We start from the raw sequence: 14,843 nt of genomic DNA, 5'->3' as shown, positions 1-14,843 counted from the left end.
TGTCGCAGTTGCCTTTATGCATACCGAAAAACTTAATTTAGTACAACAATACGCTGAGTCGGTGTTGTCACAACTACCGCCTCAGTTTTGTTACCACAATGCTCAACATACCGAAGCTGTAGTGGCAGCCACCAAAGAAATCGCCCAAGAAGAAGGTGTTAAAGATAAGGCACTCGAAAATCTCTTGATGGCGGCTTGGCTACATGATATTGGGTATTCTGTGAGTTTCGATGACCATGAGACACATAGTATTGCGCTTTCTCAGGAATTTCTTACCAAAATTGAATGCACAGAAAAGCAGATTGAGAAGGTTTCGACTTATATCGGAGCTACCCGAATGCCTCAAAGTCCACATTCACATAAGCAAATGATTTTGTGCGATGCTGATTTGTCGCATTTAGCTTCTGAAAATTTCTTAGAAAAAACCGAACATCTTCGTACCGAAATATGCTTTACTAAAATGTCTTTGTCTGAGAAAGATTGGCTTAAGAAAACGCTAACTTTCATGGAAGAGCATCATTATTTTACGGCTTATGGCAAGAAAGTTTTGGAACCTCGAAAACAAAAAAATATAAGTCTTCTCAAGGATAAATTAGAAGAATTGAAACAAGCTAAAAAAGAAAATAAAGAGAAAGAAAAGGAAAAGGAGGCCGAAGCAAAAGTAAAACGCCCTGATCGTGGTATCGAAACCATGTTTAGAACTACCTCTGCCAATCACTTTCAGTTGTCGTCAATGGCCGACAACAAGGCAAATATCATGATTTCAGTCAATACGATTGTTATTTCTTTGATTGTCAGTATCTTAATTCGGAAATTAGAAGAAAATGCCTATTTAATTGTACCTACAATCATGATTACAACGGTGTGTTTGTTGGCTACGGTTTTTGCAGTTTTGGCTACTATTCCTAATGTCACTAAAGGTAAATTTTCAAAAGAGGATATTGCTAATCGTAGTGCCAATTTGTTGTTTTTTGGTAATTTTCATGAAATGGAATTAGAAGATTATCAGGCTGGTATGAAGGAAATGATGAATGACTCGGAGTTTCTATATGCCTCCATGACGCGCGATATTTACTTCCTTGGGAAGGTGCTTGGCAAAAAGTATAAGCTATTACGTATTGCTTATAACATTTTCATGTATGGTTTTGTAGCCTCAATTTTGGCATTCGGGGTAGCAGCCATATTACAGAAACATAAGTAATGTTCATGTGTTTGGGTTAATTTTTTAAATTCAAACAGCTCAAAGTTTGAATATATTTAAAGGCAATTGTGCGAATAGCTGACAACCCAACGCTAAATGCTCAGTATTCTGTTTAACAACAAGTTGACCTTGCCATTGACTAAAATTTCATTTCTATGTTCAAAAAATCCTTTAGGCTGGTGTTTATCAGCTTTCTTTTTTTATCAAAAATTACTTGTGCCCAAAAGCAAACTTCCGATAGTTCAAAACCTTTAATTACTGCCAAAGAAATGATTGCACCAGGTATTTTGATTGGTACAGGAATGGTGTTTATAAACAATAGTACCAAAGCTGAACAAAAGGAATGGCATACCAAATATCTATCTAGTTTTAGGACTCATGCCGACGATTATTTACAGTTTGCGCCACAAGCTACTGCGATGGGTTTGAGTTTAGTGGGTGTCAAAGGCAAAAATACCTTTGTCGACAAAGGTGGAATAATAGTTTTGGGAACAGGTATTATGTTGGGGACTGTTTTTGGGCTAAAAAAAATAACTAATACAACTCGCCCAGACGATTCAAGTAATGACTCGTTTCCTTCTGGGCATACTGCTAATGCTTTTTTTGGAGCAACGGTTTTGGCCACCGAGTATGGTGATCAAAGTGTTTGGTACACGATAGGTGGCTATACAGTAGCCACGGCTACGGGTACTTTTCGAATGTTAAACAACCGCCACTGGTTGTCTGATGTATTGGTTGGTGCAGGTATTGGGATTCTTTCTGCCAAGGCTTCATATATTATTTATCCTTGGATAAAAAAACAGATTGCTCCAAAATTACCTTCCAACGTATCGTTTGTTCCAGTGTATAATGGTTATGCTGTTACTGGAAACCTGACGATTGGATTCTGATTTACGCACACTCCTGCTTGACAATTTTTATGATGAAAACTCGCTTTTTTTGCATACTTCTCTTCCTATGTTTTTCAACTCAACTTTTGGCGCAGAATCCTGTACCTAAAGTTGACTTTTCTTTATTTCTGATTGGTGATGCAGGCGAACCTGATACGCATGGTAACGATGCCGTTTTAAAATCACTTTCTGAAAAATTAAAACTAAAAGGAAAAAATAGCTCCGTAGTCTTTCTAGGGGATAATATTTACCCTAAAGGCATGGTCGACGAAGAGCACCCTGATAGAAAAAACGCTGAAGACCGTCTGAAAGCGCAATTAGATGTGATTAAATCTCATACAGGTACGGGGTTTATTATTCCTGGCAATCATGATTGGGAACAAGGCGGAAAAAATGGGTGGACAGAAATTATTGCTCAAGAAAAATTTGTAACAGAATATCTTCAAAATCCAGCCGTATTTTTCCCAAAAGGAGGTTGTCCAACACCTCAAGAAATATCCCTTTCTGATAATCAAACTTTGGTTTTGTTGGATACACAATGGTATTTACATCCTTGGAAAAAACCAGATGAAAACTCTGATTGTGAAGTAAAAACTCTGACAGGGCTCTTGACTTCCCTAGACGATATTTTGTATCGTAACCGACATAAAAAGGTAGTGGTAGCGGGTCACCACCCCATGTATTCGTATAGTTTGCATGGTGGATATTACCCTTTCAAATCTCATATTTTGCCTTTCAATGAGCTAGGACTTAATATCCCTTTACCGATTGTAGGTTCTATTTATCCTTTGTATCGTTCTTGGATTGGTAATATTCAGGATATTCCTAATCCTGTGTACAAAGAGATGCGAACAGGAATGGTACGTATCATGTCACAATATCCCAATGTAGTTTATGCCAACGGACACGAACATACGCTTCAATTAATTGAAAAGGATTCGCTTTACTACATTACTTCTGGTGCTGGCTCCAAAACGACTCCTGTCAAAAAAGGTGCGGATTCTTATTTTGCTGCTGCTACCAAAGGATTTGCACAATTAGATTGGTTGTCTGATGGTACTTCCAAAATTTATTTCTGGGATGCCAACGGTCAGCTTCTTTATGAAAAAGTATTAGAATTCAAGAAAAAACCTTACCAAGAATTAGTTGTACAATCTAATCAACAAGCTATTCCAAATCCTAAATTCAAGGCTAATAGATTCAAAGAGTGGCTCTTGGGGAAAAACTATCGTAGTATTTGGACTAGTCCTGTACAAGCACCTGTGTTGGATTTGACACATGAAAAAGGGGGATTAAAAGTAATTCAGCGTGGGGGAGGACAACAAACTCTATCGCTTCGTTATGAAGGTAAAGACCAAAATCAATACGTAACTCGCTCGATAGAGAAATATCCAGAAAGTGCTGTTCCTGAGGCAATTCGCAGCAAATTTACTGTTGATATTGTAGGCGACCAAATTTCAGCATCGCATCCATTTGCTGCCTTAACGATTCCTTCATTGGCCGAAGCCGCAGGAGTGTTGCACACTAATCCACGTTTGGTTCGATTACCAAATGATACAATTCTTGGACCATACCAACGACTTTTTGCAGGACAATTAGCCTTGTTTGAAGAGCGACCAGATGAGGGTTTTGCAGGAGCAAAAAAGACCTATTCAACCCTCAAGCTTTTTGATAAACTTGACCAAGACAACAAAAATGTCGTAGACCAAAAAGCCTTGCTTCGTGCTAGATTGTTGGATATGCTCATTGGCGATTGGGATCGTCATGATGATCAATGGCGTTGGGCAGCTTTTGACGAAGGAAAACACACGATTTTTAAAGCTATTCCACGCGACCGTGACCAAGCTTTTTTTGTAAGTCAAGGACTTTTACCAAAGATTGTATCTCGCAAATGGATATTGCCTAAAGTACAGGGTTTTGATTATAAAATTCGTGATGTCAATACATTCAACTTCAATGCAAGATATGTTGATAGAGCATTTTTGACACAATTATCGCAGCAAGATTGGCAAGAAACAGCTAGCTTATTACAACAAAGTATTTCGGATTCACTGATTGATGAATCTATTAAAAAGCTACCCAATAATGACCCATTTACCTCTGAAATAGCAGCTAAGCTTAAACAACGCAAAAAGGATTTATTGGCTTATGCTTCAGAGTATTATAAATTTTTAGCGAAAGAAGTAGATGTTGTGGCTTCGGACAAAGACGAAATTATCGACATTGAGCGCCTTGCCGATGGCAATACCAGTGTAAAGCTATTTGACCAAACTAAAAAAGGAAAACAAGGAACACTTTTGTATCAAAGAGTTTTTGACCCAAAAGATACCAAGGAAATTCGCATCTGGGGAATGGATGGCGAAGATGTGTTTCATGTCTATGGAAAATCAAATAAAGGTATCAAAGTAAGGTTGATTGGAGGAAAAGGAAAAGATACCTTCGTCGATAGTTCAGCAGTTGAAAAAGGCGCACGAAAAACGCTTATTTATGATAAAAAGAAGAATACAACAATTCAGGCTGGAGATGAAACCGTTAATCATACCACCGAAAACGACAAACATATCAATGATCTAGACAGATTTGCGTTTGTGTATGATAGATTGGCTCCACTAGGTTCGTTAGCCTATAACCCAGATGATGGATTATTTATTGGCGGTGGAGTACAATATACCCAGCAAGGTTTTAGAAAATCGCCTTTCCGTATGCAACATAGTTTGTCAGGAAATTATGCTTTTTCAACTAATGCTTTCAATCTTTACTATGTAGGAAAAGCTGTTGATGTGATAGGTAAAACGGATTTAGAAGTAAAAATAACCTTGCAACAAGATGGGCTGACAGACAACTTTTTTGGCTTCAGCAATGAGTCTAAATATATCCAATCAAAAGGTATTGAATATTACAGAGTTAAATTTAGTAATCTCGAAAACTCGATTCTTTTGAGCAATAATTGGGGACCTCTCAAGCTATATTATGGACTTGTATTCAATGGTTATAATGTAAAGGAAAATGCCAAACGATACATTGCCGAATATGCTCCCAAAGGCTCTCCTGTTTATGAAGAACAAGATTTTTATGGTGTGCGTACAGGCGTTACAGTCGACACTCGCAATAATCCAGTTATGACGACTCGCGGATTGAAATGGAATACGGAACTAACTTTTCAAAAAGCATTTGAACACAACTACAAAGACGATTATCTAAATGTCAAAACCGATTTGGCTTTTTATCATACCTTCAAACTGCCTGCTGTTTTGTCCTTTGCTACACGTATTGGTGGGGGCATCAATTTGTTAGATTATGAATTTTATCAAGCAAATACTTTGGGTGGATTAACAAATCTCCGAGGATTTCGTCGTGCACGTTTTTCAGGAAGAAGCTCATTTTATCATAATCTAGAAGCACGTTTGAAATTGCTCTCTTTCAAGTCATATCTTTTTCCTGCTCATCTTGGCGTGTTGGCGTTTAATGACCTTGGCAGAGTATGGAATCCAGACGAAACATCTCAAAAATGGCATCATGGATATGGTGGTGGGATTTGGCTGTCTCCGTTCCAAATGGCAGTGTTGACCTTGACTTATGGGCGTTCATCAGAGGACGAAGTGGTTAGTTTTAAGCTTGGTTTTTTCTTCTAGCAATATTTTTTATAATCATTACAAGATATTTTCAAGAAATAAACTTTTTGTGACTTAACATTTGTTTTCAATCTATCAAACCCACTGAAGTGTAATAGTAGATTGGTGTCGGCCTAATTTGTAGCAACTTATTTGAGTTTTAACATGTTGTCGACCAATACATTTATACCCTCGTCTCGAAACCAATTAAGTCAAAGTAAAAGCCTGTCTATTTTCGCCAATAAATGACAGTATGCCCAATTTGAAAATGATTGTTATAAAAAGATAATATTACATTTTTTATTGTTTTGTAATAGTAAAATGTTGATTACCTTAGAGTTATATCACGCCAAGGATATCTATTTTGTGATTCAGGAGAGTAGTTAGTGGGGATAGAATTAATTAATCGCAGCAAGGAATGCCGTAGAGGCAACAACAACAATGAACACGCTAGTACCAGAATGTGACTTATTAACAGTCGAAGAGCTTGTATCAACAAAGCTTTCTTTTCGTCCGTTTTTTCGACTATTGAAAGAGTATGCTATGTCTTCAGAAGGAATCCTTAAAAGGATTTATGAAGAAGTATTGAATCAATTAGAACAATATCCCGAACTCCAAGAACCCATTTATGATACACAACTTTTACAGAAATATCCAGAGGTTTTAAGTTTACTCAAAACCGTTATTTTCCCTTTGCTTTCTGAAAACGATAAAGAAATTTTTGCACTTAGCTATCCATTTCACATTCGTTTTTTTTACTATTCGGAGGCATTTGAAGATGTCTTTATTGATAAAGATTCTGGTAGAATTTTGGTCAAAGAACCAGAGCATATCCAAAAACTCAATAGTACCAAATTGCACCTCGCCTACAAATGGATTTTGGGCAAATACTATGGTATCAAGGTAGACATGAATGAGGAAGTGCCCTATTCCTTTTTCAATAAAAAAACAGGATTGCTGACACACTACATTATCAAGCCCGACAAACGCTTTTTAGATGTAAATTACATCGGAACGGAGCCTCTACCAAAACTAGAGAGTGGCTTGGTATGTGATGGAAAAAATGAAATTATAGACCTCGAAACTCTTCAAAGATTATTACCTCTCAGTCAATTCGAATTTGAAGGATTTGGGTTAATTACAGTAAAAGATGTAACTGCCGAGACTTGCCTTCATGAAATGAAGAACATTGTTCTCAGAATGCCTTCAGAAAAAGAAGAAGCTAGTTATAGTGCCTTGAGCGAAACCATTAAAGTACTCTTGGGAACAGCCAATATTCAAGTAAATCTTATTCCGTATTTACGCTTGAACGATACCTATGTGAATGCTCATGAGTACCATCGTGGTACGATGTTTATCACACCCCCAGTTTCGAGTATTTATCATGAAGAATTTCAAAAAGCCTATGACAAATTTTTACAGTATCCCCATGTAGTTTTTATTCCGAATTTACTCAACGAAGAAACAAGTATTGCAGGGTATCTGATTGAGCAAGGATTCAAAAGCTATTTGATGTATCCCATTCAGTCGCAAGACCGCATGCTTGGAGTATTGGAAATAGCATCTTCGGGTGTATCTGAGCTGACACATGAATCACTCAATAAAATCAATAGCGTATTGCCAATTTTAGAACAGGCTTTAGACTATCACATCAAGAATTTTGATGATAAAATTGAGCGATTAATAAAGCAAAAGTTTACGTCTTTGCAACCATCTGTTGAGTGGAAATTTAATGAAGTAGCTTGGGAATATCTCAAAAATAGAGCCACTACCAAACAGCCCATGGGCAATGTAGTATTCGAAAAAGTATATCCTTTGTACGGAGCCATCGACATTCGTAACTCTTCTATTGAAAGAAATAAAGCCTTACAACAAGATTTTATGGAGCAACTTATGTTGATTCATGAAACACTGGAGGTACTGCGAAAAGAATTTGTGTTGCCTTTACTAGATGAATTGAGTTTTAAAAACGATGGTTTTATCCAAAAAATTTCTGAGGGTATTTTGCCCGATGAAGAAATGAATATCAACTTCTATTTTGAAGAAGAAATACAACCAATTTTCAAACATTTGCAAGGAGAAAAAGGTAAATCTAGCGAAGCTATTGCCGCTTATTTTGCCAAAACAGAGCCTTTTCATCAACATATTTTTACACATCGGAATGCTTTTGAAGATAGTTTGACCAAAATCAATGCTACGATTAATAATTTTTTGGAAGAAGAAAGAGAAATTTTACAAGAAGCATATCCAAACTATTTTGAAAAATATAAAACGGATGGTGTCGAATACAATATTTATATCGGACAAAGTATTGCTCCAAACAAACCTTTTAATCCGCTGTATTTGAAAAACTTACGATTATGGCAATTGATTTCGATGGCTAAAGTCGTAAAAATGACAGAGGATTTAATTCCACAGTTGCCAGTTCCTTTACACACCACACAATTGATTTTGATTCACAGTAATCCGATTGATATTAGCTTTAGAAAAGACGAACGCCGTTTTGATACTGAAGGAGCCTATAATCTGCGATACGAGATTATGAAAAAGCGTATCGATAAAGCTTTGGTAAAAAATACAGGAGAACGTTTGACTCAGCCAGGCAAGATAGCTATGGTGTACGCCAATCATAAAGATGCTGAAGAATACGTAAGCTACATCACATACCTTCAGAGTAAAAATATCCTTTCAGGTAAGGTTGAGCACCTCGAATTAGAAGAAATGCAAGGTGTATATGGCCTCAAAGCACTGAGAGTAGAAGTTTAGGTAAGATTTTGGCAATATGTTTGATATATGCTAGGAAGCCAGTAATTTTATTTTCCTGAACGTTAAAAAATCATGATAATAGCATAAAATTTGCTAGAGTATTCGAAGTGTCTTTTTTGCAATATTTCTGATTTCTAATGTTTATGATTGGGTTTCGTAGCATACCTAGTTTTTGAACTATTGCCCAATTTCAAAACTTACTTTTATGAATTTACTCTCAAGATTTCTTTTATTATTCATTACTTTATTGAGTCTTTGTTTTCAAAGTTACTCACAAGCTCCTACGCTTGATTCCGACGAGCTATTCAAATTGGCTCGAACCGCTGCATTTGAACAAAAAAATTATCCCCTTGCCGTTTCGTACTGCCAACAGGCACTCAAAAAAAGCCCTGATTACCAAGACATAAGAGTGTTTTTGGGGAGGATATATATTTGGACAGATAAAACAGACAGTGCTAGAGCCGAGCTTGGACAAGTATTGTCTGTCAATCCAAAGAATAAGGAAGCGCTTAGTTCCATGATTGATTTAGAATATTGGAACGACCATCCGCAGGAAGCCCTCACCATTTGCGAAACAACCCTCAGTTATTATCCAAACGATACAGAGATATTACTGAAAAAAGCGAAAGCCTTGAAAGACTTGAAAAAATTTGATGAAGGTCTTTCTATTGTTAATGGTATTATCAAACGTGACCCTCAGAATACAGAAGCCCGCACTTTGGCGGCACGTATGCAAGATAATTCTAGACAGGTATTTGCGACTTTGTCGTATGATTTTTTTTATTTTGACAAAAACTACAATTCTTCATTACACGATCAACCTTGGCATCTGACAAGTATTTCTATTAGCAGAGGTTCGCAAGTAGGGTCGTTTATTGGCCGTGTAACACATGCCAAGAGGTTTGGCGAAGACGGAATCCAGTTTGAGGTGGATGGCTATCCTCGCATTAGCAAAACCTTTTACTCTTATGTCAATTTTGGCTATTCCCCCAACTTACCTGTGTTCCCTACTTTTAGAAACGGTATTTCATTATATGCCAACTTACCCAAAAGCTTTGAAGGAGAGATTGGCTACCGTTACTTGAAGTTTTCGGACGAAACATGGATTTATACAGGCTCGGTTGGTAAATATATAGGTAATTATTGGTTCAACTTACGAGCATTTTTAGTGCCGAGCAATAGCGATATTTCACAGAGTTATACCTTTACAACTCGATATTATTTTGGTGGTTCATTTGATTACTTATCTTTAGGAATTGGCACGGGGATTTCGCCCGACGAAAGTCGTAACGTATTGTTGGAAGGCGGAAAAAAGCTAAATACCTTTAAAATAAATCTTGGCTACAGTAAAGTAATCAAGGACAAAACAACACTGGGACTCAGCGCAACGTGGTTTAATGAAGACTTAAGTCAAAGAGTCAACGGGAATCAATTTGATATTGGCATTAGCATTCGCAGAAAGCTTTAGATAAAATGAAGAAATTTTCTTGGATTAAATTAGTACTACTAATAATTGTTGGAGCACCGATTTGGATGTGGTTGGCTTGGTGTTTTACTCCCAAAAGAAAAATGGTGGTAGCAACCGTCGATAAAACAGTGCTGACACCTGATGGGCAAGAGCATATCTCTTTAATTTGGATGCTAAAACATAAACGCTTTACTAAAACAAGCACTAAACTGTATCAAATTAGTGACTACTTTGGTTTTTTTCCAAAAGACGACCAAAAGTATCAAGTAAAAGGTTTAGAGCGCTTTTCGAGTTCGCAGTTGGAGCAACTTAGTAAAGACTCTGACGTAGCATTTTTTACAGATACCTATGGGATTTATCGTCAGGAATGGTTTGCTGGAAAAAGTCAAACCGAACGTTCGGGAATTTTGTACGGTGGAATGTCTGAACAAGATTTGACTTTACTCAAAAATATGAAGCAACAGAAAAAGCTTGTGATGATGGAATTTAATGACATTAATTCGCCTACAGCGCTTAATATTCGAGAGGAGTTTGAACATGATTTTGGAGTTCAATGGACAGGCTGGATAGGGCGATATTTCGATTCCCTTGATACAACAGTAAATGTTGAGCTACCCAAATGGTTGGTTCGTAACTATATCAAACAAAGGGGAGCGTGGCCATTTAAAAAATCAGGTGTGGCTTTTGTTTCTGAAAAAGACCAAGTGGTAGTCTTAGAAAACGAAACCCATCTTGCCAACGAGGTACCTTTTATGGTAAGTACAGACGAAGGTCAAAATATTTATGGTTTGCCCGAAAGCATCAAATACCCTTACTGGTTTGATGTATTGAAAAACAACCCCCAAATGAATAAAGTGATGGCATATCATCAGATATATGCCAACACCCAAGGTGCAAAAGAGCTACAACGCTATGGAATTCCATCAAAATTTCCTGCTATAATTATTCATAAAGGAGACGATTATCACTTCAGTTATTTTGCTGGAGACTTTAGCGATAACCCTATCGGAATGTTTTCTACCTATTTTAAGTGGATTGAGTATATCGTACCTTGGTTGGTGCATGATGAATCAGTTTCTGAACGAAAAAGTTTCTTTTGGGAGGTGTATCAACCCCTTACAAGTAAAATTTTAGAGGATTACTATAAGGAAAAGGTCCAATCAAAGGCGGAAATTAGGTAACGGTTTGGAAATCTAGCAAAAAATCAGTAAAGTTATCCTTTGAAAAATGAGGTGTATCTAAATCACGCTAGATTTACGATTAAAATGCAAAAAAGAGAAGCACTTAAACTTTCTGAATCGGAAAAAAAGCTCTTACAAGAAACTTCGATGTATCATCCGAAGCCAGAGGTTCGTATGCGTTGTCAGGGGCTTTTGCTAAACGATTTTGGAATGAACCAAAAAAATGTGGCAAAGTTCATGAATATCAGTGAAAATACATTTGTTAATTGGAAGAAAGCATGGTTGTCGGAAGGACTCAATGGTTTGATCAGAAAAGAAGGACAAGGTCGAAAGCAAATCATATCACTTGAGAATCCTCAGCATTTGGAGGTAGTTGAAGAAGCCCTCAAAGATGAATCAATTAATTTGAAAGCCTTACAAAAAAGGCTTTTACAAGAACTAGACATCTCTGTGAGTATTGACACGGTGAAAAGGCTTGTTAAAAATCGATTGAGTAAATAGGCTTATTGTATAAAGGTTCTAAAACGGATATGTTTTAGAACCTTTATACAATAAGCCTATTTCAAACGAACTGAGTCTGGCAGTAATTTAGCACCCTTTTGGATTTTTTCGTTTTTCTGTTTGAAAATATCAAAATTGGCCTTCACAGCCGATTGAGCATCTTTTTCAGGACTCAATGTCATCGACATATTTGGTCCCAATTGATACAAGTCTGTACCATTCAAAACATAGTCGCCATAAATAAAATCAATCATCTGAGCCTTTGTCATCATTAGTGGATACGAGTGTATATTCCTAAACTGTCTGACAGTATCAATACCTGTACCAATCCAATTGGTAACCCGTGGTTTAGCAACACCATAGTTTTTATTCATAAAGGCTGCAATAGTTGGCGTTATGTCAAAGTGTGTCGAAATAGACTCAAATTTTACAGGGCGTTTCAATAAAGGTGAATAAATGATTAATGGCACATGGAAACGGTCAATTTTGGTTGACATCGGAATCTCTGGCATACGGTGGTCGCCTGTGATAATAAAGATTGTATTGGCAAAATCCTTACGTTTCTTATATTGCTCAAAAAACTCTCGAATGGCTTCGTCAGTATAAATCACCGTTGAAAGCATTTGTGTATAATCCTTGGCATTTTGTTGCTGTGACGCAGTCATTCTAGATTTTGGACTCTGACTATATTGCAATAATTTTTGAGTATAAACGCTTTGATTATTGATAAGAAATGGGCTGTGCGTTGATACCGTTAGGATAACTTGAAAACTAGGTTTGGTTGTCTCGGTGGCATTTACATCAAAGTATCTTTTAAATAAACTTTTGTCGTCATAGCCCCACGTAAATGAGCCTATTTTGGGAAGCTTCAAGTACCCTGATCCCACAAAAGTAGGTTCATCATTAACTTGATCGATACCTTGTTTTTGTAAGAATAACTTCATGTTATCAAACTTACTATCTCCTCCATAATAAAAAGCAGTGTGATAACCTGCACGTTTCAAAATTCCAATTAGTGAATTATTAACAGGCATATTATTTCCTAAGTCATTGAATCCACTTTTTCCAAATGGGAGCGAACCCAAAATAGAAGGTAAAACGGCAAATGTACGCCCACCTTCACTTAAAAAATTGTTCCAGTATAGACTTTTTTGAGATAAAGAATCCACAAATGGCGTGTAATTGCCCAAATAGGCACCCTCACCCGTAAAAGCTCTACCAAGACCTTCTACTAACAAAAATACAATATTGGGTTTGTTAGGGGATTTATTAAAAAAATTACCTAGTACATCTTGAGTGGAATCTATCCTCAAAAAAGGATAGGTATTTTCGTTCAAATAATTAACCTTAAGTATTTCGTTATCTCCACCAAGTAAAGCACCTCCGATACCCAAATAACTATCAGCATAAATATCTATCTCGTTGTCGGTGGCAACAAAATAATCATAGGATGAATTTGAAAAATAAAGGGACTTGTTATAAGTCAAATAATTATCAAATTCGTTGTTGAATTGGTGACTTGGTATTTGTAACTCTATGTCAAAGTAATAGATTGAAAAAGCGATACCCCAAATAGCTAGCGGAATAATGAAACGTTGTATAGGAGCCTTTTTAATCAAAATATGAAATAAAAAAAATTGTAAAGTAATCGTCACAATCATTCCAATAATGCCTAGTACAGGAACACCCGCAGCTCCAACAGTTTGTTTAATATCGTTGATAGAATAACTGTATAAGTCAGCACCCAATGGTACCAATGCAGTCATAAAATATTGCATCAAAGACAAATGCAATAAAGTCAAGCTTGAGATAATTACCCAAATAACAATTTTAGCAACCTTGGTCGAAAGAAAAAGTAACGCTTGGTGAAGCAGCCCTAAAAAGACGATAGACTTAGAGAAATAAACAAGGTCATATAAGAAACCTCTTGTCCACAAAAAGATGAGTGAATCGTTAATATTTTGAGTTACACTACCATAAAATAATTCGATAAAACGAATAATAAAAATAGTTAGAAACCAGCCAATAGCTATGTTTCCAAACTGGTTCAATCCAGACTTTTGAAGGTCAGAGAAGTTACTTTTTTCTGTTGATTCGCTCATGCTTAATTATAATTCTATCAAAAAAAATGAAATCTAAATTTTATGCTACAAATAAAATACCGAAATTTGATTAAAACCTATTTGGAATGATTTTTGCGTTGATAATTTTAATTCTTCGTTAATTACACTAGTCAAATATAGGTTTTTTGATTTTCTTTGTAAAATAGCTGAAGATACAGTCTGATTTTTATGCTGTAAAAGTAACGCTTCTCCAATTTTAGCGTATGACTTTTACTGTTGTCTTATTTGTGAAGTTTGATTATGATGAGCTTAGAATCCTTTCCTTTTCACCCTAGTTTCGATAGAGAATATATTGCAGAGTTATTTGATAACGAAGCTTCATATTTTCTTGAAATAGTGGAGCACTTTTTTAACAACATTCCTGCTGAAATGTCTGACTTGAATCATACTTTTGTTAGTGGTGACAAGTTAGGATTTGCCAAAAAACTACATAAGTTGAGTTCAATGCTGGGCTGTGTAGGGCAAGTTGAGTTTAGCAAACAGTGTAAAAAAGTCGAACAATCCTTTCTTCAAACCCAAGAGTTTGTTGTTCCTCAAGAAAAAATGATTGCGGAGCTTCAGGAAATTTTACTTCATATCCAAAAGGACTATGAGAAGCTAAAAAGCTATCAATAGAAGTACTGTCAATGAAGTAAAATCGAATAAAATTATTATTCGGTAACAATTAAAAGAAATATTAACCCTAGTTTCACGATACCTAGGGGTATTGTACTAGACCCAATTTTGATCAATCATGAAAATTCTTATTGCCGAAGATGAATCCCTGTTGTTAAAATTACTTGTTGATAAATTTAGTAGAGAAGGCTTTGATGTGACAGGTTGTCAAAATGGCTTAGAGGCTATTGATTTATATGACGAGGTTCAACCTGATATTGTAATTACTGATTTACAAATGCCGTTTTCGGGAGGGTATGAACTGATTTTCCATATCCGTAAAACTCGTGACGCTCAAACTCCAATTATTGTATTATCTAGTACAAATGTAGAAGACAAAATCGTTTCTTCATTGGAGCTTGGCGCTAATGATTTTGTTGAAAAACCGTTTCGTTTCAACGAGCTAATCATTCGTGTTAAAAGACTATTAGGAACTTCCGTTTAGGTG

At 36.3% G+C, this 14,843-nt stretch carries 10 protein-coding genes; 9 read left to right on the top strand and 1 reads right to left on the bottom strand.

Features of this window, described 5'->3' with window-relative positions; translation table 11 throughout:
- Positions 1 to 16 precede the first annotated feature (16 nt).
- The 7 genes from QM491_RS16320 to QM491_RS16290 all read left to right on the top strand — a co-directional run bounded on the left by QM491_RS16320 (position 17) and on the right by QM491_RS16290 (position 11,618).
- Positions 17 to 1,201: a Pycsar system effector family protein gene (locus QM491_RS16320; protein ID WP_283328601.1), complete on the top strand. Its 1,185-nt coding sequence runs from the start codon at positions 17 to 19 to the stop codon at positions 1,199 to 1,201.
- 155 nt (positions 1,202 to 1,356) lie between these two features.
- The gene (locus tag QM491_RS16315; RefSeq protein ID WP_283328599.1) at positions 1,357 to 2,091 is read left to right on the top strand and encodes a phosphatase PAP2 family protein; all 735 of its coding nucleotides are present in this window, start codon (positions 1,357 to 1,359) and stop codon (positions 2,089 to 2,091) included.
- A gap of 86 nt (positions 2,092 to 2,177) precedes the next feature.
- The gene (locus QM491_RS16310; protein ID WP_283328598.1) at positions 2,178 to 5,723 is read left to right on the top strand and encodes a BamA/TamA family outer membrane protein; all 3,546 of its coding nucleotides are present in this window, start codon (positions 2,178 to 2,180) and stop codon (positions 5,721 to 5,723) included.
- 420 nt (positions 5,724 to 6,143) lie between these two features.
- Positions 6,144 to 8,468 (top strand): hypothetical protein, encoded by a 2,325-nt coding sequence (locus tag QM491_RS16305; protein WP_283328596.1) that lies wholly within the window; start codon positions 6,144 to 6,146, stop codon positions 8,466 to 8,468.
- 205 nt (positions 8,469 to 8,673) lie between these two features.
- On the top strand, positions 8,674 to 9,936 hold the full coding sequence (locus QM491_RS16300; RefSeq protein ID WP_283328595.1) for a YaiO family outer membrane beta-barrel protein: 1,263 nt from the start codon (positions 8,674 to 8,676) through the stop codon (positions 9,934 to 9,936).
- Positions 9,937 to 9,941: 5 nt separating this feature from the next.
- A complete protein-coding gene (locus tag QM491_RS16295) occupies positions 9,942 to 11,117 on the top strand; it encodes a hypothetical protein (protein WP_283328593.1) in 1,176 nt (391 codons plus the stop codon).
- An 84-nt stretch (positions 11,118 to 11,201) separates the two neighbouring features.
- A complete protein-coding gene (locus QM491_RS16290) occupies positions 11,202 to 11,618 on the top strand; it encodes a helix-turn-helix domain-containing protein (protein ID WP_283328592.1) in 417 nt (138 codons plus the stop codon).
- A gap of 56 nt (positions 11,619 to 11,674) precedes the next feature.
- Here the strand turns inward: QM491_RS16290 and QM491_RS16285 are convergent, their stop codons facing one another.
- A complete protein-coding gene (locus QM491_RS16285) occupies positions 11,675 to 13,720 on the bottom strand; it encodes an LTA synthase family protein (protein ID WP_283328591.1) in 2,046 nt (681 codons plus the stop codon).
- A 261-nt stretch (positions 13,721 to 13,981) separates the two neighbouring features.
- On the opposite strand from QM491_RS16285, the gene QM491_RS16280 reads away from it, so the two are divergent.
- A complete protein-coding gene (locus QM491_RS16280; RefSeq protein ID WP_283328590.1) occupies positions 13,982 to 14,356 on the top strand; it encodes a hypothetical protein in 375 nt (124 codons plus the stop codon).
- 118 nt (positions 14,357 to 14,474) lie between these two features.
- Positions 14,475 to 14,840 (top strand): response regulator transcription factor, encoded by a 366-nt coding sequence (locus QM491_RS16275; RefSeq protein ID WP_283328589.1) that lies wholly within the window; start codon positions 14,475 to 14,477, stop codon positions 14,838 to 14,840.
- Positions 14,841 to 14,843 lie beyond the last annotated feature (3 nt).

This window comes from Flectobacillus longus (genome assembly GCF_030056705.1).
Lineage (GTDB): Bacteria > Bacteroidota > Bacteroidia > Cytophagales > Spirosomataceae > Flectobacillus > Flectobacillus longus.
The sequence above is the reverse complement of the archived record's forward strand: the minus strand, read 5'-3'. Positions and strand labels throughout refer to the sequence as shown.

What these genes read in the sequence shown, in the direction of transcription:
- QM491_RS16320 (WP_283328601.1), top strand. Translation starts at nt 17, where the DNA reads ATGCATACCGAAAAACTTAATTTAGTACAACAATACGCTGAGTCGGTG.
- QM491_RS16315 (WP_283328599.1), top strand. Translation starts at nt 1,357, where the DNA reads ATGTTCAAAAAATCCTTTAGGCTGGTGTTTATCAGCTTTCTTTTTTTA.
- QM491_RS16305 (WP_283328596.1), top strand. Translation starts at nt 6,144, where the DNA reads ATGAACACGCTAGTACCAGAATGTGACTTATTAACAGTCGAAGAGCTT.
- QM491_RS16300 (WP_283328595.1), top strand. Translation starts at nt 8,674, where the DNA reads ATGAATTTACTCTCAAGATTTCTTTTATTATTCATTACTTTATTGAGT.
- QM491_RS16295 (WP_283328593.1), top strand. Translation starts at nt 9,942, where the DNA reads ATGAAGAAATTTTCTTGGATTAAATTAGTACTACTAATAATTGTTGGA.
- QM491_RS16290 (WP_283328592.1), top strand. Translation starts at nt 11,202, where the DNA reads ATGCAAAAAAGAGAAGCACTTAAACTTTCTGAATCGGAAAAAAAGCTC.
- QM491_RS16285 (WP_283328591.1), bottom strand. Translation starts at nt 13,720, where the DNA reads ATGAGCGAATCAACAGAAAAAAGTAACTTCTCTGACCTTCAAAAGTCT.
- QM491_RS16280 (WP_283328590.1), top strand. Translation starts at nt 13,982, where the DNA reads ATGATGAGCTTAGAATCCTTTCCTTTTCACCCTAGTTTCGATAGAGAA.
- QM491_RS16275 (WP_283328589.1), top strand. Translation starts at nt 14,475, where the DNA reads ATGAAAATTCTTATTGCCGAAGATGAATCCCTGTTGTTAAAATTACTT.